Source organism: Halorubrum cibi, from assembly GCF_900182635.1.
Lineage (GTDB): Archaea > Halobacteriota > Halobacteria > Halobacteriales > Haloferacaceae > Halorubrum > Halorubrum cibi.
This window is the reverse complement of record NZ_FXTD01000007.1, coordinates 179457-203395: the sequence shown is the minus strand read 5'-3', so window position 1 is coordinate 203395 and position 23939 is coordinate 179457. Positions and strand designations below refer to the sequence as shown.

General features: G+C 54.5%; 20 protein-coding genes and 2 pseudogenes. 6 read left to right on the top strand and 16 right to left on the bottom strand.

The window, feature by feature from the left end:
* Positions 1-139 precede the first annotated feature (139 nt).
* The 4 genes from FN829_RS10790 to FN829_RS16215 form a co-directional block, all read right to left on the bottom strand.
* Positions 140-1789 carry a sensor histidine kinase gene (locus FN829_RS10790; RefSeq protein WP_142986974.1) on the bottom strand — a complete coding sequence of 550 codons (1650 nt, stop codon included), beginning with the start codon at positions 1787-1789 and terminating at the stop codon, positions 140-142.
* Positions 1790-2087: 298 nt separating this feature from the next.
* Complete coding sequence (locus FN829_RS10785; RefSeq protein WP_142986973.1) at positions 2088-2306, bottom strand: exodeoxyribonuclease VII small subunit; 219 nt, start codon at positions 2304-2306, stop codon at positions 2088-2090.
* 33 nt (positions 2307-2339) lie between these two features.
* On the bottom strand, positions 2340-3806 hold the full coding sequence (xseA, locus tag FN829_RS10780; RefSeq protein WP_246066508.1) for an exodeoxyribonuclease VII large subunit: 1467 nt from the start codon (positions 3804-3806) through the stop codon (positions 2340-2342).
* 105 nt (positions 3807-3911) lie between these two features.
* Positions 3912-5501: a PGF-CTERM sorting domain-containing protein gene (locus FN829_RS16215; RefSeq protein ID WP_246066507.1), complete on the bottom strand. Its 1590-nt coding sequence runs from the start codon at positions 5499-5501 to the stop codon at positions 3912-3914.
* Between the two features lie 223 nt (positions 5502-5724).
* On the opposite strand from FN829_RS16215, the gene FN829_RS10770 reads away from it, so the two are divergent.
* Positions 5725-6189 (top strand): hypothetical protein, encoded by a 465-nt coding sequence (locus FN829_RS10770; protein WP_142986972.1) that lies wholly within the window; start codon positions 5725-5727, stop codon positions 6187-6189.
* 47 nt (positions 6190-6236) lie between these two features.
* Here the strand turns inward: FN829_RS10770 and FN829_RS10765 are convergent, their stop codons facing one another.
* From FN829_RS10765 to FN829_RS10735, 7 genes are all read right to left on the bottom strand, one after another.
* Entirely contained in the window at positions 6237-7058 is an 822-nt protein-coding gene (locus tag FN829_RS10765; RefSeq protein WP_142986971.1) for an IS5 family transposase, read from the bottom strand.
* A 507-nt stretch (positions 7059-7565) separates the two neighbouring features.
* Complete coding sequence (locus FN829_RS10760) at positions 7566-8738, bottom strand: HNH endonuclease (RefSeq protein ID WP_246066506.1); 1173 nt, start codon at positions 8736-8738, stop codon at positions 7566-7568.
* 62 nt (positions 8739-8800) lie between these two features.
* Positions 8801-9463 (bottom strand): hypothetical protein, encoded by a 663-nt coding sequence (locus tag FN829_RS10755; protein ID WP_142986969.1) that lies wholly within the window; start codon positions 9461-9463, stop codon positions 8801-8803.
* Positions 9463-10407, bottom strand: coding sequence for a hypothetical protein (locus FN829_RS10750; protein ID WP_142987008.1), 945 nt, complete (start codon positions 10405-10407; stop codon positions 9463-9465). The genes FN829_RS10755 and FN829_RS10750 overlap by 1 nt, the downstream gene beginning before the upstream one ends.
* 595 nt (positions 10408-11002) lie before the next feature.
* Positions 11003-11821: a hypothetical protein gene (locus FN829_RS10745; protein WP_142986968.1), complete on the bottom strand. Its 819-nt coding sequence runs from the start codon at positions 11819-11821 to the stop codon at positions 11003-11005.
* Positions 11821-12738 (bottom strand): hypothetical protein, encoded by a 918-nt coding sequence (locus FN829_RS10740; protein ID WP_142986967.1) that lies wholly within the window; start codon positions 12736-12738, stop codon positions 11821-11823. Before FN829_RS10740 ends, FN829_RS10745 begins: the two co-directional genes overlap by 1 nt.
* Positions 12738-13331: a hypothetical protein gene (locus FN829_RS10735; protein ID WP_142986966.1), complete on the bottom strand. Its 594-nt coding sequence runs from the start codon at positions 13329-13331 to the stop codon at positions 12738-12740. The genes FN829_RS10740 and FN829_RS10735 overlap by 1 nt, the downstream gene beginning before the upstream one ends.
* Positions 13332-13487: 156 nt before the next feature.
* Here FN829_RS10735 and FN829_RS10730 point away from each other — a divergent pair, with 156 nt between their 5' ends.
* The gene (locus FN829_RS10730; protein ID WP_246066505.1) at positions 13488-13742 is read left to right on the top strand and encodes a MarR family transcriptional regulator; all 255 of its coding nucleotides are present in this window, start codon (positions 13488-13490) and stop codon (positions 13740-13742) included.
* Positions 13743-13881: 139 nt separating this feature from the next.
* Positions 13882-15126 carry a hypothetical protein gene (locus tag FN829_RS10725; protein ID WP_142986965.1) on the top strand — a complete coding sequence of 415 codons (1245 nt, stop codon included), beginning with the start codon at positions 13882-13884 and terminating at the stop codon, positions 15124-15126.
* 39 nt (positions 15127-15165) lie between these two features.
* On the opposite strand, the gene FN829_RS10720 is transcribed toward FN829_RS10725, so the two are convergent.
* The 4 genes from FN829_RS10720 to FN829_RS10705 form a co-directional block, all read right to left on the bottom strand.
* A complete protein-coding gene (locus FN829_RS10720) occupies positions 15166-17187 on the bottom strand; it encodes a tRNA-guanine transglycosylase (protein ID WP_246066504.1) in 2022 nt (673 codons plus the stop codon).
* Between the two features lie 73 nt (positions 17188-17260).
* Entirely contained in the window at positions 17261-18811 is a 1551-nt protein-coding gene (locus FN829_RS10715; RefSeq protein ID WP_142986964.1) for an ATP-binding protein, read from the bottom strand.
* Positions 18812-20050, bottom strand: coding sequence for a tRNA-guanine transglycosylase (locus FN829_RS10710; protein ID WP_246066503.1), 1239 nt, complete (start codon positions 20048-20050; stop codon positions 18812-18814).
* A complete protein-coding gene (locus tag FN829_RS10705; RefSeq protein WP_142986963.1) occupies positions 20050-20508 on the bottom strand; it encodes a DUF6884 domain-containing protein in 459 nt (152 codons plus the stop codon). Before FN829_RS10705 ends, FN829_RS10710 begins: the two co-directional genes overlap by 1 nt.
* A gap of 211 nt (positions 20509-20719) precedes the next feature.
* On the opposite strand from FN829_RS10705, the pseudogene FN829_RS16210 reads away from it, so the two are divergent.
* From FN829_RS16210 to FN829_RS16375, 3 genes and pseudogenes are all read left to right on the top strand, one after another.
* A pseudogene (locus tag FN829_RS16210) lies at positions 20720-22033 on the top strand (homing endonuclease associated repeat-containing protein); the annotation flags it as partial.
* A gap of 162 nt (positions 22034-22195) precedes the next feature.
* Positions 22196-22477 (top strand): annotated as a pseudogene (locus tag FN829_RS16205) (PadR family transcriptional regulator); the annotation flags it as partial.
* Between the two features lie 276 nt (positions 22478-22753).
* A complete protein-coding gene (locus FN829_RS16375) occupies positions 22754-23233 on the top strand; it encodes a helix-hairpin-helix domain-containing protein (protein ID WP_008847727.1) in 480 nt (159 codons plus the stop codon).
* A gap of 19 nt (positions 23234-23252) precedes the next feature.
* Here FN829_RS16375 and FN829_RS10695 read toward each other — a convergent pair whose 3' ends face one another.
* Positions 23253-23834, bottom strand: a complete 582-nt coding sequence (locus FN829_RS10695; RefSeq protein ID WP_142986961.1) for a hypothetical protein — start codon at positions 23832-23834, stop codon at positions 23253-23255.
* Between the last annotated feature and the right edge of the window lie 105 nt (positions 23835-23939).

Genomic DNA, 23939 nt, shown 5'->3' with positions numbered 1-23939 from the left:
AGACTCTGTAGGAATGGCTCTACTGAAATCTTCCACAGGTGATACATATTGCCCCGGTTGCGGTCAATACAGGGGACTCACGAATCGCTCAGTGTAGCGGACACATTTTGTAGAACAGTCAGAGCCTGTCAGTACAGAATCACGCTACGAGTTCAACGCCGAGGATCTCGAAGCGAGCGCCACCGGTCTCACTCTCAGTCACCTGTATCTTCCACCCATGTGCAGCAACTGTCTCGGCGACGATAGCGAGTCCAAACCCGGTCCCTTCCTCGCGGGTCGTATACCCCGGGTCGAACACGGACTCACGGTCACTCTCAGGGATACCGGGCCCATCATCAGCCACGTAAAATCCCGTCCGGTCAGGAAGCACTCCGACGGAGACCGTCACGTCCGGGCCGCCGTGATCGATTGAATTCCGAAACAGGTTCTCGAACAGTCGTTGGAGCCGTGTCGGGTCCGCTTTGAACGTCAGGTCGTCCTCGACGCGTAACTCGGCAGCGTTTGTCTCAACCATCTCCCAACTGTTCTGTGCGACCGACGAGAGCAACACTGCATCCCACTGCTCGACTGGTTGGCCATCACGGGCGAGCGAGAGAATTTGCCTAATTAGGTCCTCCATCCGAGTTAGCGCCCGTTCGATGGCTGCTGCGTGTTCATTCTCTGCAACCTCCTCGACATCCTCGCGGAGTAATTCGAACCGCCCTGTGGCCACGTTGAGAGGATTACGGAGGTCGTGACTCACTAAACTGGCAAACTGTTCGAGACGTTCGTTCTGTCGCACTAATTCCTCACGGTACCGCTCACGGTCAGTCACGTCGGTCAGAAGGATGGTTCGGCCGAGCCCAGCTTTTGCTGTCCCATACGGTGTCTCTGTAACATGGTAATACCGGGGGCGGTCCTCTTGTTGGAGTTTCAAAATAGCGTCGTCGCTGTCAAGACAGTCAGCTACTCGTGGAAGTGTCGTCTTCAGAGGGGTGCCCTCGGCACCGTCAAGGTCAGGGAAGAGGGTCTGCGCAGCGCGATTCGTGTCTCGAATGTGGTTGCTCGCGTTAAGCGCAATAATTGGCTCGTCCCGTTCGCCGGCCAATTGGATGGCATCGAACTGGTCGATATAGACGAACGCGACACCAACGGCGAAGACGGCGACCCCGAGCGGCTCGTAGGTAATATCGATGAGGTAGGGCGTGGTGTACCCGATGATATCGAACACGACGGGCAGGCCGGTGATTCCAACGAGAGCGAGGAGCGCTCGTGTGTCGAGATCGATCTCGGTGAACAGTTCCAACAGCATGAAATAGCCGACAAAGGCGAGTGCATACGAGAGCCCCATTGCAGTCCAATGTAGCGGCCCTGTGTACACGGACAGATGAGGGAACGGGGTGGCGACGGCTGTCGTCGTGAAGTATCCTTGGTGGAGAGGATTGGTGACCTTCACCGCGACAAGTACGATGTAGACGGCGATAGCAAGGCGACGGTATGTCGGATTTCGATGGTAGGTCCGACCAGTATACGCTGAACAGAAGTAGAGCCATGCGCCGACAGCTGCGAGTCCCAGCACGAGCCCGAACGTATACCACGCGAGTTTGAGTGATATCGTTGGAGAGACGAGAAATCCGACGTGAGCGGTCGCCCACCCGCCGCTCGTCAGGAGGAGTGCCCACAATCCCCGTCGCGTATCAGCATTTGTGATACGTTGAAGGCGTGTGAGACTTATAAAACAGGCCAATGCAGCCACGACGAAGAGACCAACATAGACCAGAAAGAGAGGAGATGTCGTCGAGACAGCCATATTGGACCGTCCCGGGGGCTAGGGTAATACTTTATGAATCTGTAAGGTGACGATGTCTTGATAGCGCGTGATAGACGCGCACTCCTCAGCGACCAGCCATTTCAGACGATAGTATATCTGAAAAATAGGATTTCAACAGAGCCCTAGGAATCCTATAGCCCGGGATCAGACCCATTATGGAGGATACTCAATTCAACGATCATGTATATCGAATAGTACCTCGTGGATACCACTGACACGACCCTTAGGAGTCACCGCGCAGACTCGTGAGGAGTGTTCAGTCCCGTCTCATGCTGGGTTACTCCGCAGTCTCCTCATCTAGTTCGTCGCCGTCGATCTCGATGATGTCACCGTCACCGACATCAAGCGTATCTCGAAGCACCGTAAGCTTCTCATCTGCCTCCTCACGCAGTTCTTTGGCCGTCTCGAGTCCGACTTCACCGTCTTCAAGCGTTTCAGCGATTTCTTCAAGGCGATCAATTGTGCCGCCAATATCGACGTCGTCGTGTTGACTCATACCTGTGTGATTACCGCCCAGCCTTTTCAACCCTCAGAGAACACCCACGGCGAGTACCAGCAGCGTCAGCCCCAGCACGACAAGCAATACAATAACGGCAACTCGGAGGCGTCGAGCCTCACTCTGCCCGGCTTGTACGCGGGCGTCGGTTTCGATCTCGCGGTACCCATCCTCGATTCGAGCTTCGAGCGCCCCAAGCTCACGGTCAACGCGTGTCTGATACGCCGTGTCGATCCGCGATTCAAGCCCTCCTACTCGACGCTGCGCGGCCCCAACAGTCACCGCATCCGTCTCCACAGCATGTTCGAGGGCCTGGTACGCGTCATTCAGCTGGGTTTCGATCGCAGTCAGCCGCGACGTGACAAGCGCCTCGTACGCGACCGTGATCCGGTGTTCAAGATCAGCGGTGCGTTGCCGTGTCGCCTCCCGAGCCTGCGCTCGCTGTTCAAGCGTTTGGAGCCCGGCGTCAAGCCGTTGGGTGAGTGTCGCCACGCGGTCAGTGACGACCGAGGTGTAGGCACGATCCACTCGGTGTTCAATATCGGCGACGCGCTGGCGAACTGAAGCGAGGTCCGGGGCGACCGCCACACCAGCGTCGGTTGGCGTCATCGGCCGGTGATCCGCTACCGCCTCCGCAAGTGTCTCGTCATCTTCGTGCCCAACCGCAACGACCGTCGGTGTCGCACAATCAGCGATCGCCCGAACGACGGGTTCCTCGTTGAAACACCACAGATCTGCGTCAGCGCCCCCCCCACGCGTCACGACAATCACATCGATTGCCGAGTCCTGTTCTAGTCGTCGCACCGCAGTAACGAGGGAGGCGACTGCGGCCTCGCCTTGGACTGTCGCGCCACAGACTGTGATCGGAACCCCCGGATTCCGGGCCCGGACCGCTTCCTCGAAGTCACGGCGAGCGGACCCAGACAGCGACGTCACAACCCCGATGTGACGTGGGTACTCTGGCAGTGGTTGCTTCGCGGTCTCATCAAGCAATCCATCTTCTGCGAGTTCGGCCCGAAGCGCAGCGAGATCCTCTGACCGGTCTGACTCACCAACCGGCCAGAAATTCTTCACCGCAAGCTGTGTGCGGCCATCATCGTGATAGAAATCAACGGTTGCGCGAACAATCGTCTCAGTTCCTTCCTCCAACTCATGGGTAACCGCCTCGCGCTGGTGGGCCCACATGATACACGAAATGGTAGCGTCGTCGTCTAAATCGCGCAAATCGAAGAACGTCCCGAAGTCATACCGGTTAATGTCTGAAATCTCACCGACGACATATGACGGAAGCCGATCCTGCGCCGCATCCAACACCGACCCAATCTCCGCGTTCAGATCCCCAACTGACCACACATTCCCCTCCGGAACTGATGGACCCTCTGGGCGCAGATCGTGCGTATCGGCCATCTGGTCTGCGGTTTTGTCTCTCACGGCTTGACTCTGGCTCTCTTCTGTAGATATCTCTAGCAGTAGAGCTGCGAGTTCGCTGATGTAGTCCACTTAGAACTGCCCGGGTCTCTTGCTGTCCTCAGGTGCCTGGTAAGAACCGTTTGCTGAATGTAGAGCTTGTATACAGCATGAGCTGGCTTTCCCGTCACAGCTATTTTAGTTGTTATTCGAGAGGCGTCGTTTGATCAAATACCCGACCCCTCCTACCGCTGCGAGTGCCTGTGCGACCCCGAACCCAGGTTGTTCGTCAACTGTCGCTTCATCTTGATCCATGGTTGAGTTATCTTCTTCAGTATCAGCAGCTGTGGGAGCGTCTTGGGTATCCGTCTCAGTACTTTCCTCGTCATCTACCACAACTGGGTCTTCAACAGTTGTTCCATTCACACTCAGGATGAATTCTCCTGTCTCCTCAAACGTCGTTTCCAATTCAACAGTTTCTCTACTATTCGGATCTACTTGGACATCCGTTGTTTCAACTTCGGTTCCATCAACAGCGAGAGAGATGGTTGTTGATGATCCGACATCAGTCCGGTTTGTTGCCACTACGCTTACCGTTACAGTGTCTCCAACATGTGCTTCGCTAGCGAACTCCTGAAGGGCCACATGAACTAACTCGAAATCTTCTTCGATCTGTTCTTTGTGGAACTCGACTGCCTCTAGCCTGTATTCCCAATCTGGGGCGTGAGGTTGTCCCTCAAATGTCCTGAACGTCGCAGGGATGTCGAGATGATCGTAAATTTCGCGGCTAGTCTCGAACCGGTCGTCAACCTGTAACGTCCCAAAAATCTCTTCGACCGCTTGGCTGATCTCTCGGTGATCGCCTCTGAATCGTTTGTGAGTATAATTATCGGGATCGTCAGGGTCTTGATCTTCACCACCGATCCACCGGAACTGCTCAATGTCCATCCACGCTTCTTTGTTGAACGCCTCTCCGGTGAGTTCTTCCAAATTTCCCGCTCCTATCGGAAATGGAACCGTTGTTCGTTCTGGGTCGCCATGAACTGGGAGGTCATCAGTGACCTCTTCGACCGGAAGGAAGGAGTATCCATTCGCACCAGCAGACAAAGCGTTGATATATTCCGGATGAAGTGGGGCGACTCTTTCGATAAAATCGGCAGCAGCGGAGCCTCCGTCGTAATGGACTTGATCTGCTATCGTGAATGTTCCCCCGTTGAGTCGGGATTGGGCATCCTCAATCATCGCTATGAATTGGCGATCAACACGCTCACGTCGCGGATCAGTGATCTCTATTTCGTGAGCTAAGGTCAACTCATGCGGCTCCAATCCGAGAAACCCTTCTGTCAATGTGAGCGGGACACTCACCACGGGACAGTTCATTGCATTAGCAATGCGCCCCGTCGTACCGCCATCAGGCCGTCGGGCCCCCTCGACCCGTTCTTCAAACTCACCCCAGGGAGACGCTGTAACCACTAGCGGCCGTTCCCGAGAGTCATTCACAGATTCTTCAATTGAACGGATATCTGGTGTATAGAGGAAATATGGGGAATGGAACCCGGCGTCAGGATCTGCTTCGATCTTTTGGACTCCCGGTTCAGTTCCATACGGGGTTCCAACGGGGTTGGCACCGTCAACGGTCTCAGAAATACGAACCTCAGCGCTCACTGTATCATACGATTGGCCACCACCTATCGGGTACAGTGATGTCCTTACAGATTGAGACTCAGGGATAGGGTCATCGAGTTCAACCTCCCAGTTGGTGGATTCTGTTCCTGCCTCGATCTCCATCGCCTTATACACTGGTCGTTCATCCGTATCTTGAAATATCTGAAATACTCCGTCAACATCGGTTTCAAACGATTGGCTCTGTTGAAATCCTCTTCTTCAGACATATTCTTCGCAGGAACAGATGGTTACAAAGAGCCGTACTCATCTAGATAGTTGACCCCGCCATTGTCGTTATTATATCACGAGGAGGACATTTATATCGCTGTATTGAATACTTGCTGTTATGCGTTATCGATCCCTCCTCATTGGTGAATTTCCTTTTTCCATCTATACACTCATGGCAACAGCTCTCCTACTGGCTATCTTTTCTCTTGGGTTTAGTGCGGGCGTTGAGCTCGCGTCTGGCACGCTCCTCACGCTGTGTATGTCTACGATCGCGCTGTATGCTGGAGTCAAGTGCGGTGGATTGTTGATAGCACAGGTTTCCGTCTTCTCTGCTATCTTCTGGCGCGCTGTGTTTCCACCTCTTATCGGATACCTTCGGTGGGATGATTCTTCCCAGTACCGTACCATCAGAAGTGCAGATATTTACCTTGGGCCAGAAGGAGAACTTATGTGGGGTATTGAAGCTGGCATTCAGTATGGGGTTCTTGCCGGAGTCTTCCTTGGTAGTGCTGCCTACGGTATCGGCGCACTATACCGACATCTCCGGCGTGACGATCCATCCACCTATCCGGGGATTATATAACAACCACTTCTGTAGATAATGCCACTTAGACACCCTGTATTAACCGCTCAGAGTGATCGGTCGATGTTGTGACTGAGACAGGCGATGGTGAGTTCACGGAACTGCTTCCACCAGCGTCGTGACCGGACGAACGCACCGTACTTCCGCTTAAGCGTTGAGTTGACCGCCTCTGATTGACTCCGCTGGCCGTAGAGATCAGCGTCTAAGCGTGCGTTCCATGCTTTGTGGAGTGATGTGAACTCACGATGCTTAATCAGTGGTCGAACCTCGTGTTGCCGGGCGAGCCGTCTGATTTTCTGATCGTCGTAGCCTTTGTCTCCAAGGAGAATATCGATACACTCGGGGTTGCGCTTGATCAACGACGGAGCGATCTGGCTATCGTGTTTTCGAGTCGTCGTCACGTGTAGATCGAGAATTGCGTCCACCTCCGCATCGACCAGCAACGTCACCTTGAGCTGCTGAATCGTGAGTTCAGCACGTTTCGTGTAGTGTTTCGAAGCGTGACTACGGTCGAACCCCGACGCATCAACACCAACAACTCCGCTTGTCGGAAGTAACGTCGCTGAGAGAGTCAAAATGATCCGCCACACAGCCATATCAAGCCGGTTGAACGCCTTACACAGCGTTGAAGCAGTAGGAAGCTCGGTTAGCCCGAGAACACGACGGATGCGTGGCATCTCGATCAGTTCGTCAAGTAGGCCACGGTAGGTCGTGTTCTTCCGCACTTTGAGACAGAGCAGAACAACGTGCTGCGGGAGTGTATAGCGGTGTTTGGAGAACTTCGAGGAGTATCGAGAAACTGCTCGGCGGGCCAGATGGATCGCCTTCTCAGTAAACCGGAGAATCTGCGACTTCGGGAGGGGCTTCATCTCGTCGAATTATACGGAGAACATGTAACTCTCTGAGGATTTCAACAGAGCCAAACGATTCTATTACGACAGATTCCCCATCCGATACTTGATCGGGAACTTCGATAGTAACGTTCGTGTCTTCTTCTTCTTGGGCCAGAGTTCGTTCGCTGAACCCGACGATACCTGCTGTAGAAATCCCTGTCATTTGGAGTATTCGTCGTCGCTGTACTTCTGTAGGTCGTGAATCCATTGTCATGTTGCTTCTTTGTGAAGACAAAAAAGTGAGGGGGATGTCGAAGTTAGTCTAGAACGTACTTCCGGGACTCAACTGTCATACAGGTCGGTGAACTCCTTCCGCAATTTGGACGGTCTGGTTCTACAGAGCTCCCCGGGGTTTGAGAAACACATCGAGTATCAGTCGATCACCGTTGATTCACGCTGGGACACGTGGGCTAGCAGCAAATGCCCCACACAAACTCCCCGCGTCACCACGACTACACCACAAAAAATCCGCCTGAAAGCGGGTTACGCCTCGGCGTCGTCGTCCCGCAACGCCTCAAGCGCCTCTACTAACAGCATTTGAACGCTATCCGCGGCAGCCCCTCCACCGATCTCTTCCTGACGCCCCTCACCCACTGGCTCACCTGTATCTGACACGATCTCGGCGGCAGACTCGTCATCCTCATCAGCAGTCACTTCGCTTGCCCGCACCGCCGCGTTCCGTATCGCCTTTGCTTCGTCCGGTCCTCTCGCTGCCGTCGATGAGGCCTCCTCATCTGACGCGTCCTTCGAAACCCGCGGCCGACCGCCCCTGCTGAACGCGTCGAGCGGGAAGTCATACATTTTCGAGCGCGTCTCCTTGTAGAATGTGCCGCGCCGCGAGACACCGAACACCTCCATCACCGTCTGTCGGTCACACCCACGGTCAAGCGCTCGCCGTACGAGCTCGTCTTCTGTCCGTTGGACGAGCAATTTCGGGTCATCAGGGATGTGGCCACGGGCGCTCATCCCGATATCATCGAGGAGTCCCCACTCTTGAGTAGCGATATCTTTCGTCACGAGCGGCTCTGCCCGCTCAGCCACTTCATGATCGAGCCCGCCCAAATGCCACAACCGCTCTCGAACAGCCGTGCGGGTCATCTCAACTGTTAATTTGTCCGCAATCTCCTTTGTGCGGAGTGGGCCGTTGTCATACAGGATCCGCAAAATTTCGTACTCGTGGGACTTCAATTCCTTGTCATCGGCTTCCGTCAGCCGGATGGGTATATCGCTGGGCGTCGATCTCATGTGATGCCACGAGTGGCAACTCCGACACAACGTGAGGAGGTTCGCTGGGTCGTGTTCGTCGAAGTCATCCGGATCCCGATCTGCGTGGTGGACCTCGAGGTCGGCCAGGCCGCCAGCGGCTGGCGCTTTCGCGTTACATGCCCGGCAGCGATACCGATCGCGTTCTAACACCTTCTTCTGCGTCGCCTGATCAACCGTTTCGTTCCGCTCCGCGCCCGAGCCCATCGACGCCGTCTCTAACTGGTCCGATGGCGTCTCGGCATCGGCCGGCGTTGTGTCCGCGGGCTCCTCGTCCGCTGTTGGTTCGTCGTCTGCTCCTGTTCCGTCAGCCGTGTCCTCGTCTTCTGAATTTCTCATGTATATCGTTCTGTGTCCGGCTTCGCACGCACTGTGACCGCCAGCATCGCTCATCCTCCTGGTGTATCGCTTCAATCAGCAGCCCCGCTGTTGGGGAACGCGCCGCAACCGTCCGCCTATCCGGGTTTACGCGTCGCCGTGAGCGATTTGACGTTGAACTCCGCCTTTCCGCAGTACCGCTCAGCAACTCGGCCGAGCGCCTGCGTCCGCAGGATATCTGCCACGTTGTGCAGGACGAGCTCGTCGAATCGCCCCTCTTCGAAGGCGGTCACCGCCGCCGCACTGTCCGCGAACGGATCGATATCACTGTGGGACCCGTCGCCGAGTAGCTCGTACACAGCCGCCAACCCGCGTTGTTCCTCGCCGTCAACCGTCGTGTTGAACCGATCCGAAACCACCGGCAACACGTCCGCGTACGCCACATCGAATGGCCACGCCATCTCACGGGCCGCGTACCGACTCCGCAGGAACGGCAGATCGAAGCCACCGTTCCACACCTCGCCGTTGAACGCGATGAGTAGTGTCTCGGCGTCGTGTATCCGATCTCTGACGAACGTCGCCACAGCCGCAAGCAGCGCGGCCTCATCGGTGTGTGTCGAGACGTTCACAAGTGTCTCCGACAGCCGCGCTTTCACGCTGGCCTCGACGTCACCGGCTGTCCGCCCGGCAGTTTGGACGAACACCCGAACCCCCATCGGCATCGCAAACCCGACAACGGTTACCTCATCATCCACGTCGAAACCGGTCGTCTCGATATCAAACGCCACCTGCTCGAGCATTACGCCACCTCACCTCGCTCCGGCACACGATCGTGGCTGGCCGGCCTCACGCGCAGTTCACCGAATCCGAACCGCGCATGCGTCCCGATTCGCAGTACGCCATTCTTCGCCGTCTGTACCGGGTCGTTTCCGGTGTAGCCGACGAGCTGGCCGTGATCGACCGTCGCCAACTCATACACCGACTCCCCAACGAGTCGCTCCTCCCGGCGACGTAACCGGCGGTCTCGCGTCGGCGCATCGCCCGGCACGCCAGCCACCGACGTATCCCACCACCAGGGCATCGACTGGCTGTCTGCGCCCGGTTTCTCACTTTGGAGGACATAGGACGTCACCAGTTCGATCGTGTACTGATCGTAGCCTCGCAACCCGTCGAACGACAGTGCGTCGAGCTCGACGACTTGTGAGTCCACGAGCGACACCTCGCCGAAGCCGTAGTTCCGAGCACCGCCCAGCTGAATCCCATCGAACAGGCTCTCCTCAAGCGGGAGCACACCCTCGCGCTCGCTGTGGAGATACGCGTGGATGTACCATTTCACTCGGCGTTTCGAATTCCGCTGGTGTTCGGGGACGCCGAAGAACGATTCTGGCGCGACTGTGAGTCGCCCCCCGTGGGATTGGCGATCCATCGTGTTCTGGGCGTCACGCGGCCGCGACGTCTGCAGCCACCGCTGGGCCGCATCTCGAAACAGGAACAGGTCCTCGTACGACTCAACCGGTGGAAGCGACCCCCCGAGTTTGCCGGCGTACCCGTTCTGTGAGTGTTCGCTCGGGTAGGAGCCGTACTCTGACGGCGCGAACATCGCATGACTCACCTGTAGTTCGCGTCGGGTTCGATCATCGACGTCCGCCGCAATTGCCTGAAACAGCGCGTTGCCCGACACGTGGTACGGTCGCCCCGCGTACGGGCTTTCGAGTTCGAACACCAACTGTTGGATCGTCGTCACGCCACACCCCCGTCGCTTCGAGTGGAGATTGTCCCATGTTTCCGTACCACACGATCGGTAGCTGTGGTGGATCGACCCGCCCACAGCAGGCACCCACGATCGGTTCGGGCGTACAGCGGCGTCGCCCGCCATCGGCACGCACGCACCGGTCCGGCACGCTGGCTCGCAGCCCGTCCCGCGGATTCACGGCCCGACCATTCCGCTGGGACGCTGGGGTGTGAGTTCGCTTGGCTTCGCCCGAGTGTGAGATGGTCTGCGCCCCCAGCTGTCGTCAACGTTCGTCGAGCCGGCAGTGCCGCGGGCGCTCCTGGGCGGACCAGCAGACGTCGACGCCCATCCACTAGCGACGCCGGCAGACCGCCAGTCCGCTCTGTGGACTCACCGCACGACCATATCGGATGGTCTGTCGTGTCTGGCGTCCCAGTCGTGGCGTGCTCGGGCGTTGACAGTGCGTGCGCTCCCGGGCAGGCCGGCAGTCGTCGACACCCACCCACTAGCGACGCCGGCGGACCGGCAGTCCGACCCGCAGACTCACCGCACGACCATATCGCACGGGGGCGGTCGGCGGTCCGCCAGTCACGATCGTGTCGGCGGGTCATCCGCTCACCTCCACTGTGCCGCGCCTGTCCTTGGCGACAGCATCCTCGATATACTGTAGCGCCGTCGACCACGACCTGATTCGTCGCAACTGCGCATCCACGTGACGCCACCACTGCGCTTCACGGCCCAAGGGCGACCCAGACACTCGGTTCCATACATCAGCAAACGATTCAACCGGGGCTGGGCCGATCCACGCCTCTGGTCCGTCTGGTGACGCTGACAGCCGCATCGTCATCGCCTCCGTCCACAACACCGTTCGGTGTGGCACCACAGCGTCCGCGTCGAGCGCTGCCTGCTGTCTCGCTTTTCGATCCGCGTTCCGCGGTGGTGATTCCGACGTCGGCTCGGCAACCAGGTACAGATCGTCGAATGCGTGGCCCGCCCGATATGCGTCGAGCAACGCGGCCACCAGCAACACGTGGTACTTGAGCGACGAGTACGGGAGATACACCGACTCGTTCACCAGCGCCGCAGTCTCGCTCGTCAACCACGCCGCGTGGAGCTCCTCTGGCGAGCCATCGATCAACGGTGTAATCGCGGGATATTGTACGGGGACCGCCCCCGTTTCGAGTACCGAGCCCGTCAGCAGCGACAGCCGCGCTGGCGACGAATGATTCGCCACCGTCTGTTCGGGTTCGCCGTCCGGCCGGCTCAACAACGCCGCATCTCGATCCGCCTGCATCGGGACTGAGTCGTTCACCGGCACATCGAACAGCTCGTCACGTCCCGACCCATGCTGGCGGCCGCGCAGTTTGTGGACATCGTGACGGTACGCCACCCGCAGGTCCACGCTTGCGGTGTCATTGTGGGCCATCACAGCTCCTCCATCGCATTCACACGCTCTTGCAGCGGTACCACGAACTGCTGACGCACCGACTCTCGCCACAGGTCGTCTTTCCACGCCATCCCCGAGGTGGCGTCTTGGGCGCGATTGTACACCCGCTTGATCTCGGCATCCGTGTACAGCGGGTTGATGACGCGCGCCTCGGCCATGCCCGCCCCGAAGTTCCGCGCGCCACCAAGTTGGAGCTCGAACTCGTCGCTATGGGCGTCAAGGTAATCGACCGCCTCAACCAAGAGCCCGACGTACTCCGGTTTCAGCTCTCGCAACGAGAGTTTCCACGTCCCCACCAAGTTCCCGACAACGTCTCGGGACGCCATTCGCAGCGGCTGCCCGTCATCCTCGCTGTTGCGTGAGCGCACCTGGGTGTTCAGTTGCCGGTAGTGCGCTTCTGCTTCGCCTTGCAGGACGTCCACCTGTCGGCGAATCGGCGAGAACCGGAGTGGTCTGCGAACGAGGCGTCCCGCCCGATCGTTGAAGCCGCCAAAGAGGTCGTAGATCACGCAGCCGGCGTCGCCATCGACACACGAGCCTTTCTCGTGGTAGCCGGCGTCGAGGTCACGCTCGTACACGTCCTCAAGCATGTAATCCCCGTTCGCTGCGCCCGGATGGCACGCCGTGCCGCCGGCGACCTGTATCACGCGTTCACAGCCGTGGCGTAACCACCCCGAGAGTGGGAACGGAGACACCATCCCGCCAATTTGGTTTTGTGGGTCGTCCGCCTCGTAGCGGTCTGCTGAGGCATGGTGGCGGTCCGTCACGATCCCATCACCCGGTGCGAGGAGTGGGATTTCGAGCCCCACATACAGGTCCGGGAGTGTGAGATTCTCGATGTCGTCTGGGAGTGACATCTCGTGGTCGAGATGTTCGGTGTCGAATGCCGGAGGCATTACTCGTCACCCCCCTGGTTGGTCGCCTGTTGGTGGGTCTGCTCGTTGTGTTCGGCCTGGTGTGTCCCGTCTCTCTGGGAGTAATCAGCTGTGTGTTCAGTGGCCCCTTCGAGTTGCGTTGACCCGCGCTCGTGGATGTCTTCGAACGGTTGTGTCGGGTCAGCCTCGGTGGCCTGGTGTGTGTGGAGCGGGTCAGTCTTGCGTGTCGTCTCCTCACCGACCGGGTGTGCGTCGCTTGATCTGGGTCGGCTCGCCACAACTGGTTCTGGCTCGATGAGCACCAGCCACGATGACTGGGTCGACACGTCAGTACACAGGCCAATTCGGCCCGTCACGACGAGTTCGTGCACGCCGCGCATGAACTCTGTCGGGTGCGCGTGCTCGTCTGCCCCGCACATCACGTATCCGATTTCAAAAATGGGGTTGCCAGCCGCCCGGAAGGCATACGCGGTCAGCTCGTCGCCTTCCCGGAGTTTGCGGTCGCAGATTTGACATGCTGCCGGCCCTTCCCCGAGCGCATGAAATTCCACTTGGTTTATTGCTTCAATTAACTGATCGACGTTCTCTTGACCGGTGAAGTCCTTCTGTTTCATGGGTTCTTACTTTCTGTGTGGGAACCCGGTCCGCGTGCGCCAACACGCGGGCATTCTAATCGACTGCCCCGTGGGACCGAGTGTTCAATCTCTCCTAATGCTCCTGCTTACTTATACTTAACGAATAGTAAAGGTAGTTCGTATTTACTAATATGTATGGTGAGAGATAAGAGGAACCAAAAAAGACATGACGTAAACATGCCCCTGAGAATAGACAAGAATACTGAGAAAGTGATTGATGAATTTGTATCTAAAGGCAATCTCACAACGGGTGCGCTTGTGGATTTTACAGGTCTATCTCGACCGACTGTAACAAAGAGGCTAGATAGACTTCATGCTGCGGAGTTTGTAGAATATGTCCATGAGCCAACAGCACTCTGGCAACTTACTGAAGATCCTAGATCGCAATGAGCCTTCTCTCAAACTCACTCTGTTTCGGTGGAAGAGGTAATCTCGAGTCTGAACACTCGTAAATCGATCTGCCTAACTGTTCATTCCAAGCTGAACACCACTACGGATCTATTTGATGCTGGAATAGCTCCCCTTGTATATGGGAACACTGTCAATGACTGAGCCTGAAGTGCTAGCAACGACAAAAGAGCAGTTGTTTACCGGAGATGAGACCGGCTCAGGATACACAGTTGTCGATACTCAGTTCTCGACCGACCAGTGGTTGAATGATGTACCAATCCCACAGGAAGTAACCGAGACCCTAGCGCCATTCAATCACGTACGTGTGGGTTCAGGGTATCCGGATCTTGTTGGTGCCGGTTCGATTGCGAGTAACTCGTTTCGTGGTCACCATGGAGACCTAGATTCGCCGCCTCTGGTCGTCGTTGAAGCGAAGGGATATGGATCGACCGGACAGGTAGACACGGAGACGGGAATTGTTCAAGCTCATAACCGGCTACAGGAAGCGAATCTCGGATTTTTGGCCGCTCCTCGAAGTTCTATCTCGCCGGATACCCGAGCACTTGGTCGAGAGTTAAATGTCGGTATTCTCGGAGTCACAGAAGACCGGTCGGTAGATGTGCTTGAGAAACCGCGAGTAGTTGGCACACAGGTCGGTCGAGAGGCATCGACGATACGTTTCCAAGCCGGCCCACAGCGTGTTGCTGACCAGTCGTTTCATCTCAACCGACCGAAAAACTATCTTGGATACCCATTCTGTGTTTATTATCCGGAGCCGACTGAGAATGTTCTCGAAGAGTACGTAGTGAGGGATTTCAGAAGTGCTAGGGATGGTGCCGCCTTCCTCGGGTTGATCGAAAAGCAAGCAGATGGTTCCGACGTTCTATCTCCTTTAGGTGAGGAAGTGCTTCGATTCGGGTTACAAAAACACGAGCAGTCATTGAACTCTGTCTTAGAAGAGTTCAAATCATGGAAAAGGGAGCGGACAAGACTGACCCAGTTAGCATCAGACTGGGCGTTAGTTGCCCGGTGGGTTGTATTCTCTTTTCCCGCAACACAGACACTCGTAAACCACATTCAGGAGCTTCAGAACAACGATCAGCCGCCGATCCTTCCTATCGTTGTAGAGCATCTGTTCGATACCTCGCCCACGTTCGCGGTCGAGTTCTTTATTCGAGATACGGAAGAGGCACGATCTGCAGTACTGACTGGTGACGGTGACTTGATCACAGCCTCGCTGTTAGAGTCACAAGTGTACCGTTCGGTGGTCGTGTACCAGTTCAAACAGATGCTGTATCATTCCGGCATCCTTGCGGAGTCCGGATCTGATTCGAGTAATCTTGAACCGGAGGAGAGCAATTGGCGATTGGAACAGCCGATCTGAAGTACACGAGCGTCGAGGTGGTCAATAGCGGGCGCAACGCTACTGGGGAGGTGTGGATGAAAGCACGTCGTCTAGGTGCTCGGACAGCTCTTCAAGATTAGTTGTTCTGAAGTGTTCGGTGAGTGCGCGCATTTTCGGCTCTTTTGGAAGGACAACGCCGTCTCCGTACTGGGCGAATGCTTGCTCTATTACGGTGCGGTAGGTTTTGCTGGTGGCATAGCCGACGATGGCGTCGAACTGTGAGCCATATTGTTCAAGGTAAGAGACCAAACGGTTCACGACGAGTTGTTGGCGCTGTTTCTCAGCGTTTGTCAGCACGTACTCGTACGATTTGATCTGCGAGAGATTCTCGTACTGTTCAGGTACGGGACCGTACATGCCGGAGACAGTCACTTTGTGAATTTGGTCGTTCCACTCAGCGGTTGCATCTGCGACGACGCGGTGCGTTCGAGAATTAGAATACGGCTTGGTTTGGCTACAGGGGATAACGAGCAGTACGCGCTCGTCGCCGACCCGGTAGTCCTTCCGGTCAAGAATGTTGAAGTCTTCCGGTGTGTGCTCAAGTGAAATCTCTTGATCATCGACTGGGATATCCAAATCAAGCCGTTCCTGCTCCGCGTCGCTCTGATCGGCGACTAACCGATTGTAGCCGCGTTCTCGGAGTTGCTGTGCCAACTCTCGATCTCGTACGGTTGCCCGTTTTAATGCCCGCTTGATGTTCCCGACATCGTTGCGAGCCATTTTGGCAACGTATTCAAGCAACTCCCCGCCACCGTCGCTGATCAGCTCCCGCACGTGATTCATTTCGTCTTGGTAGACACAGAAGTTATGATAGCTCATCAGTGCGTAAAAATCGCTCTTCATATACTCGCCGTCTCGGTCATACGACTCGCTGTCGTACATCGTGCCCTGTAGCTGATCGAAACCTATCCGCCGTAGATGCTCGCATGCGGGACATTGACACCCCCAATCGTCGGGAATCTGATCCGCAGTGAATTTCGACCAGTCCGCTGCCCATCGTGCGTCGGCTGTCCGGTCAACATCGACACCAAAATCACCTAAGTCGTGTGTCGAAGCGTTCGGGTTCCGAACGAGTTCCTCGTCTGAAACTCCGATCTCTCGGTTGATGAACTTCTTGAACTGTGCTGCTTGCATGTAGCTTGACGAGTCAAATGAATCCGCACCAAGAAGCGTCAGGAGCGCCGTGAACTTCCCACTAATCCCGAATAAATGAAGCCCGAGGTTATCTTCCCGGTCCGCAGGAATCGCATCCTTCGCACCTTGTACGATGTCAACCAGCATTTCGACGTTCGTTCGAAGCGGGACGAGTGACCCGATTGCAAATCCCTCGAATGACTTGTCAATGTGCGTCGCACGGTCAAGGAACGTCCCGACGTACCAGTTGATCGTTTCGTAGTCGTGACCGTGAATAGCGACATATACCGCAGGCGGATTTGGCTGATCCTCTAAGAGTTCAAGACAGCGTATGGCACTGTCAATACTGTCTTCCATTCGTTGAGTCGTCTCCTCCTCGTTCAGATTCGGTGGGATCGGATAGTCTAGAGTAGCGATGATATCAGCACCATAGTCAAGCTGTAAATCGAGGATACTCTCGGGGTTCGTATAGATGGCCCAGTCATTATCATCTCCTCCCTCTGTTGGAGGGTCACCGAACGTATCCGAGTTCAAGAGTTTGAAGCCACCTGAGTCTACAAATAACGGCTTAGTGAAACTCTCCGGTTGTGAGTGATATGGCTTGACTGGCTCATGGTCAGTAAAGTGATCGTGAATTGGCTCCGAGCGCCAGTTCTCAAGCGATTCGGGAGTGATGTTGAAATCCAAGAAACTCATCGCTTGGAACATCGCGCCCTGAAACTCGGGTTCCCCAAAGAGATGATTCCGTAACCGACTCCAAATTCCGCCGGATTTCTCGTTGGGCCCACCGATAAAATTGACTACAGGGAAGAACGCCGGTGTCTGAACGTCGCCGTGCGGTGTGTGGATTGTACCGCGACGTGCGTTGCCAGCATCGTCAGTCGCGTCGGTCTCAAACGATGCCATTCTCTACACGTCATTGACGATGGGATGTGATAAGTTCGGTCGTTCCGCAGTGAGCCAGCTTCAATCGGATCCGCTACAGTCTGTCTTGAACCATGACGATATGGATATTATGCCGACGACCGTTGTTATAGATCAGTCGGTCGTTTTCGAAATCAATCGAAATCTCTCCGCTATGATATCCTGAACGCTCAAGCTCGCTCAAATCGTCTCGGTCGCCGTACGACCAACAAATGATTTTATCGACGCTCTCAAGCGGCTTATCTGCCTCAAAGTGATCCGTGAGCCGGCGATGGATAGAGCTCGCATAGAGGTTCGTATCCTGACGAACTAACGCGTTGACCTCTGCACTCGGGTCGTAATCTTCAACCGTAATCTCTGGCTCAGCCCCAAAGCGGTTCGAGCGCTCCAACCCGAGAACGACTTCGGCGTCGTTCGATGGCGTGAATCGATTCCGCTCGTGAATCCGTTGTTCGCGTTTTTCGATCGATGATTGCTGAGACTCTGCGCGGCGAGTGAGTTTCGCCTTACGACGGTGAGACAAGTAGTCTTTGAACCACGGATCTGACGCAATCTTCGAAAGGTAGTGGCTGAGTTCCTCTACGATGGCCTGATACACTGGGCTAGATTTGTTTCGGATCTTTTCTCGGTTCGCGGACAACTCGAGGTCTTGGCAGTTTGCGATGAAAAAGAAGTGGAGGAACTCGTTGTCGTGCGAGATCGTGTCGTTGACCCGCTCAACCTTGATGTGGTCTTTTGCCAGCCAGACGCCGAACTGTGCCGAGTGCTTTCCGTAAGTAGGGAGCTCGTTGCGAGCGTCCTTGCCACCCACCATCCCAACTACTTCTACGGTTGTTGTATCTCCGTTCTCAGTCTCAACGATGAGTTCCCGGGGTGGGTAGTGCTTACACATCCGAGATTCCGAGAACTGACCCTCCCCGGGCTCTCGCTGCTCGGTCGGGAACTCAAGCTTGTTGTTCATTACCAGTCGATCTCGTGTGTCATCGATTTCGTCGCCGAGGATGACCGTTATCTCCATTTCTCGGAAATCATCTGTAAAGAAGTGGCCTGTAGATCCGGCGAGCGTCTTCCACTTCAGGTAGTGTTCTATCTTATTGTAGGTGAGTGATGTCGGCGAAAACCCATGACCGGATTTGAATCCGGTAATACGAATGTGCGTCCCGGAGTTGCCCTCTTTGACTGCCTCCTCGTTCAGCACATACTCAGGCATAGTTCGGTTATTGAGCTTTTCCCACGGTTGCTCCATCTGTGCGCGTAAGTTGAGCCCGTTCTTCGTGGTATTGACGAGGACTTCTTCGCTCTTGTAGAAAATCTTCGTTCCGTGACCTTTGTAGCCGATCGATCCGTTTTGACGGCCGCGCTTCGTGGAATTGCCGAGATCGAAGAACGACTCGAGATCTGCGTGGTCCATCCCCTCGCCGTCGTCTTCGATAACAATTTCAGATCCAATTGGTCGATCTCGAATAGTGATCTCGACTTCGGTCGCACCGGCATCATAACTGTTCGACAGCGATTCACGGATCACCTCAAGCGGATCCTCGAAATCGCTAGCGATCTCTAAAAATTCGTTTACTTCGTTGACTTGCGGTATTTTGGTTGTTGACATTCAGAAGTATCCTCCAAGTGATTCGTTCACAACGCGATGTGCGTGCTGTTGCATCGACTTCTCTCGTCCGAGTGACTGTTCGATATACGAAATCAACGCGTCATCTCCTGGACTTTGAATCGCGGATTGGATTCTCTTTATCTCCTCTTTTTGAATGATTAGGTTGTGCATCGCAACAGCGCCAAGCTTGTCTTTCTGATACTCCGCATCTCCCTTCATACGCCTCACTAACATATCATCACTACAGACCTGGCAGTCACATTCAGTAAAATCGACATCATCTACGGGCTCCGAATTGTACAGCGACGTATCGTATTTCCCGTTAATCGCCGAGTGAATGTACGATGATGAATCGAACGTGTCTGCACCAACTGCGGCCAAGAGAGGGATCGCACTTGACGAGATGCCGAGGACATGGAGAGGCAGCTCCTCGAATCCCCAGTCCCTCAAAACCTCACGACAATCGCTGACTGCGGTGATCAGTTTACCCTTATTGTCTTTGAGTGGAACGAGACTCCCCAAAGCGACCCCGTCGAATTCACGATGGACACGGTCCCGGCCGATGACTTTCTCAACTTCTGTGAGAAACGTATCGAGCATTGAGTAATTGTACCCGTGGAGTGTCAGATATCGTGTGTCGTCTCGGCTGGTTAAGTCGAGAAACTCGTCGACGTTTTCCGCAGTCAGTCGCGCTTTCTCAACGCGAGTCGGGTAGTCATCGTCCGGGGCAATAGGATGATCGAGGTTTACAAGGACGTCTCCCCCGAGCCGTCTCTGTATCTCAACGATTGCCTTCTGATCGACCTCGACCTCAAAATCGCTACCATCGAGTGTCCGATCCCCGAGGAATTTGAATCCACCTGAGTCAAGAAAGAGAGTGCCGTCAAAATCGAACACATCGCGTTCCCTGATCGGGGCAGAAATGTAGTCTTCGTAACGCTCTCTCGAGATGCCGTAGTCCGTAAGCGACGCAACAGATGTCATTACACCATCGAAATATCGGCTGTAATCACCACCGTTTACGACTTCATCTCCGTTCATGAACTCCTTGATAGTTCGGTGGATACCGCCACCATACAGACTTGCGTCTGTTCCCCCGGCATAGAAGTTAACAACTGGGAGAAGGTTCGGAGTCGATAGTTTCGTGTCGCCGATCTGTAAAACTCCACTTCGAGCGTCACCCGCCTCAGCAGAGATCTCAAAGATGTCGTTTCTGAACTGCTCTGACCGAGATTCCATCAAGCAGTCACCTCGCTGCTCATATCATTACGTACCACTTGTTTCAACTTCCGACCTTTTGTTCCGATCCCATCACCCTTGACATAGGTTATATCGACATTATTATCGTTGGAAATATCGCCAACAGCTTGAGTGTAGACAGACCCCATGTTCATGATGACAGTCTCATAATCACCATTTGAGATACAGTGACGTAGGTCTTCTGTAACGTAATCGCGTAATTCGCTAGCCCGAGAGGGCGTCATACGACGGTCATAGTTGGTGATTTCATCGTCAGCGTGGAGTATTCCGTGCTCCGCAGAGAGTATTCGAAGTTCTATATCTGAGCGAAACGCGCCCTCTCTTATTGCTTTTTTGATAATTCTAAAAAAATAGCCATCATACACTTCGATAGCTCGGGTAGGTTTAGTCACATCATTTTTGGTAGCCGAACAGGACTGAACGAGGAGCGTGGGCATTGCATCCGTATCGATCCCGACCAGTCAAAAGTGTGTCCCCTAGGGATAACTAAATCATCTATTTCCGTCGAAAACCCTATGTTTCAGAAATTTATTATATACTATCGGCAATTACGTGTCACAACCTCTACCGTTATGCTTTCAAGAACTCGTGAACTATTCTACCATAATACGGAAGCGAAGGGCATGTCGCGGTAATATCAGTAACCAAATGGACGCAGACAGAATCTCGAAGCAATCGAAAGGTAACGTCGACCAGTCACTACTAGAAGGGACGGGTAGTGGCGGAATACTATCTGCGGGGTATTTCAACGATAATTCGCTTATTAATCGACTTCACGACGGTGAGCGTGTGGACTATGCCCTTCAGAATCTCACTAAAGGAGTTACAGTCGGTAATGAGGACTCCGATGAGACAATAAGCCCTCATTCGAGCTATCGGACAGTCCTCCTCGTAACTGACGAGCGTCTCCTCTATGTCGTCGGTCAAGGAAGCGGTGATGAAACGTTCTCCGTCCGGTTCGAGGATATTCGAGATGTCGAGATATCTCAGGGCGTTCTAAAAGACCGAATTATTGTCCAAACAGACGATGAGACGTACGATATGTACACACAGAAAGGTGGGAGTTTAAACGAGGCTTCAAAACACATCTCTGAGATCTCAGCAAAGAAGGCAAAGAAATCGAATGAATCATCTGGTGATGAGCAAGTAGAGCGAACAAACAAAGAAGTTACAGAAAACGACGCAAACAAGCCTCCCAACAGATCCGAACAATCTGCTAATGTACTAAACCAGTCCGGCCGTAATAGGGATTCCAAGGGGAATTCGTCGAATTCAAACTCAAATATGTCTGTAACCGTTGAGATACTCGTTTCTAATATCGATGGAGAACCAGTCTCCGACGCAAGGGTCAAAGTCACTGGTACAACACTCTCAGTTGACGGACGAACTTCGCAAACTGGGCGGTGTAGTATCTCTGTTTCCGAAGCCTCCGAATCGGTCAAGATGGAGGTCAACCACTCTGAGTATCAAACAATACAGGAAGAGGTAACCTTGGCTGATGGTGCCGTTATCGATATTACCCTCAAAAGTGCTGATAATTCTGACAGTCACTCGGATGAGAAGTCTCGCTCTGAGGGTACCGATTCGACTGAGACTTCAGATACAAGCAATGGATCACCGGAGCGTACAGAGCTATTGGACGAACTCCTCGCGCTAAATGAGCGCTTCTCCCGGAAGGTAACTCGAGGGAGAATGCGAACTGACGGGAAGTACAGTCCTGAAGATTATGAGACGGCGTTCGGGTCGTGGTCGACTGCCGTGGATCAAGCGTCGTTTGATCGGACGAACGAGAGTTCATCAGCCCAACCAAATCAACAAACGTACTCGAGACAGGAAGTCGTCGATGCCCTCGTTGGCTTAATCGAGAAGGTGGACGGTCGACCTAGTACATCGGATATGAACGATTTGGGTGAAATGTCCGCCTCTCCCGTCTACCAGTATTTCAAAAACTGGGATGCTGCCGTTGATGCTGCAAAGGAGGAACACGGTGCGGTAGAGTCAGATCACGACAGAGGTCAATCTGCGGAATACGATGACGATTCAGATACAGATTCTCCTGCGAAGGATACGGCGTCGGAACAGCCAGAAGACGGAGATTTGACGGCCGATCAGCGGGATTCGGAGGTGTCCTCTGAGGCATTCGCCGAACTCAGCGGTTTTCGACGTGATTTGTTGGTCGTGATCAATGGATTGGAAGCACCGAAAGGACTCGAAATTAAACGGGAACTAGAGGAGTACTACGACGGAACGATTCACCATGGTCGTCTTTATCCCAACCTGGACACGCTCGTGGAAGCAGGCTTCCTTGAGAAGTCGGCACAGGACGAACGGAGCAATCGATACGAGCTGACGGACTTCGGTGCCAATCACATTGAAGCTCGATATCACTGGCAACAGAATCGAGTCGCCACTAACGAAAATCAAACACGCACTCCTGAACCCGAAGATAGGACGACATCAGAGACCACTAAGGACGACACACCCAGTAAGAGAGAGCAACGAGATAATACTTACACAGAAAATATTCCTCAGGGTTCGGCCACAGAGGATGGCAAACAGGACTCTGACAGTGAGCTAACCGAAGGAGATGACTTCGAATGGGGCGTCGAAGAGTCGGACACAGTCTCGGACGACCTCGGTGAAGTACCAGAAGGACGTCTCTCTAACGTAGTTGCAGAAGTGATGAAAATTCGAGATATTTCATCTGGGAAGCGCGATTCAATCGTCGACATCAAGCTATCGAACGGGAAGCGAATCGACTTCACGATCTGGAACAAGCACGACATTGAGATTGATTTTCAGATTGGGGATAAACTCCGGTTAAATGAGGTCAGACTCAAGCGATGGGAAACCGATCACGGATACGCTCATCAATTGAGTAGTACGAAAGACCTCACAATCGTTCCCATTGAGGGATCTGGTGTTCAGCGGCCGCTTGAGGAAGATGAAGAAGACGAGTGTGTAAGTGGTGAGTCAGAGAAAGCGCACGACATTGATCAGCTTATTGGAGTGGGAGGTGCGACGAAAGCCGACGCGGAGGCTCTCATGGAATCCGGGTATATGACGACTGCGGATCTAGAAAATGCCTCGCTCGATGACCTCCGTTCCGTCTCGGGACTTGACGACGGAACGGCTTTGCGTATCAAAGCAGAACTCGGGTAGCGGAATAGCCGCTTGATGCCTACGACAACGAGAGCTCCACGTAATCTTCGAGGTCGGAATCGCGCAACAAGTCGATTTGCTTGTCGGTAAGCTCGTCGAGAAAGAGTTGTTTATCGGATAGCAATCCCTCAACGATCGGTTCTAACGGCGTCCCAACGTACGGGCCGAATATCTCTTCGCGGCACTCTTCGAAGTACTCCCGCATGTCCTTTCCGTAGTCTGCAGCCCGCTGCTTGAGTCTTTCAAAGCTCCACTCATCGTCTCGGTAGACTTGTCCTTTCCAATCCCAATCGGAGAGGAGTTCGTGGACCGCTTCGAGTCTGACTTCGCTCACACGTTCGACACGCTCGTTGAGTCGCCTCATTCCGTTCACGCGACTCTGCATTCCGATTCGAATCTCGTGAATCTCGTTACTCACCCGGCGTTTCTGGTCTTCAACCTTCGATCTGAGCGCATCGATGCGGTCACCGAGTGCCTCGAAATCGTCTTTTTCCAACAACTCTCGTGCTTCGGCAACGGCTTGTTTGGCATCTTCGTCGATTTCGAGATTAGTCTGAAGGAACTCTTCAGCCAGGATCCGTTGGAGTATCGTTTCCTCCATTGTTTCGGCGATATCCTCCAATCGGGAAGCAAGCTGTCGGTGACGATACTGTTGGTAGATCTCTTCGATGCTTTCCTCGAAACTTTTGTCGGGCAAATTTTCAGA

Excerpts from the sequence above, each read along its gene's own strand:
- FN829_RS10770 (WP_142986972.1), top strand. The coding sequence starts at position 5,725 with ATGCGTTATCGATCCCTCCTCATTGGTGAATTTCCTTTTTCCATCTAT.
- FN829_RS10755 (WP_142986969.1), bottom strand. The coding sequence starts at position 9,463 with ATGCTCGAGCAGGTGGCGTTTGATATCGAGACGACCGGTTTCGACGTG.
- FN829_RS10705 (WP_142986963.1), bottom strand. The coding sequence starts at position 20,508 with ATGCCCACGCTCCTCGTTCAGTCCTGTTCGGCTACCAAAAATGATGTG.
- FN829_RS10745 (WP_142986968.1), bottom strand. The coding sequence starts at position 11,821 with ATGGCCCACAATGACACCGCAAGCGTGGACCTGCGGGTGGCGTACCGT.
- FN829_RS10715 (WP_142986964.1), bottom strand. The coding sequence starts at position 18,811 with ATGTCAACAACCAAAATACCGCAAGTCAACGAAGTAAACGAATTTTTA.
- FN829_RS10740 (WP_142986967.1), bottom strand. The coding sequence starts at position 12,738 with ATGCCTCCGGCATTCGACACCGAACATCTCGACCACGAGATGTCACTC.
- FN829_RS10760 (WP_246066506.1), bottom strand. The coding sequence starts at position 8,738 with ATGAGCGATGCTGGCGGTCACAGTGCGTGCGAAGCCGGACACAGAACG.
- FN829_RS10725 (WP_142986965.1), top strand. The coding sequence starts at position 13,882 with ATGGGAACACTGTCAATGACTGAGCCTGAAGTGCTAGCAACGACAAAA.
- FN829_RS16375 (WP_008847727.1), top strand. The coding sequence starts at position 22,754 with ATGAAAATTCGAGATATTTCATCTGGGAAGCGCGATTCAATCGTCGAC.
- FN829_RS10785 (WP_142986973.1), bottom strand. The coding sequence starts at position 2,306 with ATGAGTCAACACGACGACGTCGATATTGGCGGCACAATTGATCGCCTT.
- FN829_RS10730 (WP_246066505.1), top strand. The coding sequence starts at position 13,488 with ATGGTGAGAGATAAGAGGAACCAAAAAAGACATGACGTAAACATGCCC.
- FN829_RS10695 (WP_142986961.1), bottom strand. The coding sequence starts at position 23,834 with ATGGAGGAAACGATACTCCAACGGATCCTGGCTGAAGAGTTCCTTCAG.
- FN829_RS10735 (WP_142986966.1), bottom strand. The coding sequence starts at position 13,331 with ATGAAACAGAAGGACTTCACCGGTCAAGAGAACGTCGATCAGTTAATT.
- FN829_RS10765 (WP_142986971.1), bottom strand. The coding sequence starts at position 7,058 with ATGAAGCCCCTCCCGAAGTCGCAGATTCTCCGGTTTACTGAGAAGGCG.
- FN829_RS16215 (WP_246066507.1), bottom strand. The coding sequence starts at position 5,501 with ATGGAGATCGAGGCAGGAACAGAATCCACCAACTGGGAGGTTGAACTC.
- FN829_RS10720 (WP_246066504.1), bottom strand. The coding sequence starts at position 17,187 with ATGGCATCGTTTGAGACCGACGCGACTGACGATGCTGGCAACGCACGT.
- FN829_RS10710 (WP_246066503.1), bottom strand. The coding sequence starts at position 20,050 with ATGGAATCTCGGTCAGAGCAGTTCAGAAACGACATCTTTGAGATCTCT.
- FN829_RS10790 (WP_142986974.1), bottom strand. The coding sequence starts at position 1,789 with ATGGCTGTCTCGACGACATCTCCTCTCTTTCTGGTCTATGTTGGTCTC.